Origin of the sequence: Pseudomonas sp. IT-P218, assembly GCF_949767605.1 — a bacterium.
GTDB lineage: Bacteria > Pseudomonadota > Gammaproteobacteria > Pseudomonadales > Pseudomonadaceae > Aquipseudomonas > Aquipseudomonas putida_AE.
This window is the reverse complement of sequence record NZ_CATKQQ010000054.1, coordinates 1-1,084: the sequence shown is the minus strand read 5'-3', so window position 1 is coordinate 1,084 and position 1,084 is coordinate 1. Positions and strand designations below refer to the sequence as shown.

General features: G+C 51.0%; 1 rRNA gene. It reads right to left on the bottom strand.

The window, feature by feature from the left end:
- Positions 1–1,084 (bottom strand): 23S ribosomal RNA (locus ACM6I6_RS22630); the annotation flags it as partial.

Genomic DNA, 1,084 nt, shown 5'->3' with positions numbered 1-1,084 from the left:
AATCCCGGATTTACCTAAGATTCCAGCCTACCACCTTAAACTTGGACAACCAACGCCAAGCTGGCCTAGCCTTCTCCGTCCCTCCATCGCAATAACCAGAAGTACAGGAATATTAACCTGTTTTCCATCGACTACGCTTTTCAGCCTCGCCTTAGGGACCGACTAACCCTGCGTCGATTAACGTTGCGCAGGAAACCTTGGTCTTTCGGCGTGGGTGTTTTTCACACCCATTGTCGTTACTCATGTCAGCATTCGCACTTCTGATACCTCCAGCAAGCTTCTCAACTCACCTTCACAGGCTTACAGAACGCTCCTCTACCGCATCACCCGAAGGTGATACCCGTAGCTTCGGTGTATGGTTTGAGCCCCGTTACATCTTCCGCGCAGGCCGACTCGACTAGTGAGCTATTACGCTTTCTTTAAAGGGTGGCTGCTTCTAAGCCAACCTCCTAGCTGTCTAAGCCTTCCCACATCGTTTCCCACTTAACCATAACTTTGGGACCTTAGCTGACGGTCTGGGTTGTTTCCCTTTTCACGACGGACGTTAGCACCCGCCGTGTGTCTCCCATGCTCGGCACTTGTAGGTATTCGGAGTTTGCATCGGTTTGGTAAGTCGGGATGACCCCCTAGCCGAAACAGTGCTCTACCCCCTACAGTGATACATGAGGCGCTACCTAAATAGCTTTCGAGGAGAACCAGCTATCTCCGAGCTTGATTAGCCTTTCACTCCGATCCACAGGTCATCCGCTAACTTTTCAACGGTAGTCGGTTCGGTCCTCCAGTCAGTGTTACCTAACCTTCAACCTGCCCATGGATAGATCGCCCGGTTTCGGGTCTATTCCCAGCGACTAGACGCCCTATTAAGACTCGCTTTCGCTACGCCTCCCCTATTCGGTTAAGCTCGCCACTGAAAATAAGTCGCTGACCCATTATACAAAAGGTACGCAGTCACAGAACAAAGTCTGCTCCCACTGCTTGTACGCATACGGTTTCAGGATCTATTTCACTCCCCTCTCCGGGGTTCTTTTCGCCTTTCCCTCACGGTACTAGTTCACTATCGGTCAGTCAGTAGTATTTAGCCTTG